Source organism: Vibrio sp. 1249-1, from assembly GCF_033340495.1.
On the sequence record NZ_JAWOWJ010000365.1, the window covers coordinates 1 to 810 of the forward strand.

Annotated in this window: 1 protein-coding gene and 1 pseudogene; one reads left to right on the top strand and one right to left on the bottom strand. The window is 46.8% G+C overall.

The features are described from left to right. Positions 1-353, top strand: a pseudogene (locus R7Z50_RS26410) (peroxidase family protein); the annotation flags it as partial. Between the two features lie 141 nt (positions 354-494). Here the strand turns inward: R7Z50_RS26410 and R7Z50_RS26415 are convergent. Beyond that, a partial coding sequence (locus R7Z50_RS26415; RefSeq protein ID WP_318149602.1) for a cytochrome b occupies positions 495-810 on the bottom strand: 316 nt, incomplete at its 5' end.

Below are 810 nucleotides of genomic sequence, written 5' to 3' on the forward strand. Positions count from 1 at the left end.
CTGCCGCTGAAATGACGGTGCTCGTCGGAGGGATGCGCGTTCTTGGCACAAATCATGGCGGTAGCAAACACGGTGTGTTCACAGACCGAGTCGGCCAACTTACCAACGATTTTTTCGTTAACCTAACCGACATGAACTACACGTGGGAACCCGTTGGCGAAAACCTTTACGAAATCCGCAGCCGTCGCTCCAAAGATGTAAAATGGACAGCGACCCGCGTCGATCTTGTCTTCGGCTCAAACTCAATACTCAGAGCCTATGCCGAACTGTATGCACAAGATGACAACGCAGGAAAATTCGTTGAAGACTTTGTCGCCGCGTGGACCAAAGTGATGAACGCCGACCGATTTTGATGTCATCCAAAGCGAAGCCTAATCTAACAATTAGGCATCCTTTCGCTTATATAAAAAATGGCAGGTATCACTTATCTGCCATTTTGTTGCTCAGAAACCTTCGAAGCACATTCTTGTTTTGTCTTATCAAGTTTTGTCTTATCAAGCTTTGCCCAACATTCTCAGCAACGTTCCGTCCTGCTTAATAAAGTGATGCATAAAGCTGGCACCAAGGTGCAAAACCAATAGGAATGGCAACAACGCTTCACCACTAAACTCGTGGATCCCCTCGCCCAGCTCTTTCAGCATGTGTATTTCTCTGCCAGAATTCACTAATTCAAAACCAAACAGGCTCAGACCGTACCCTTCTCCTACAGAAACCGCGATGCCAGACAAAGGCAACACCACAGTTAAGGCCAGAAGAGAATACATAACCACAGCCGCCGCGATAGACTCAAATTTACTTCTTTCAGTCATA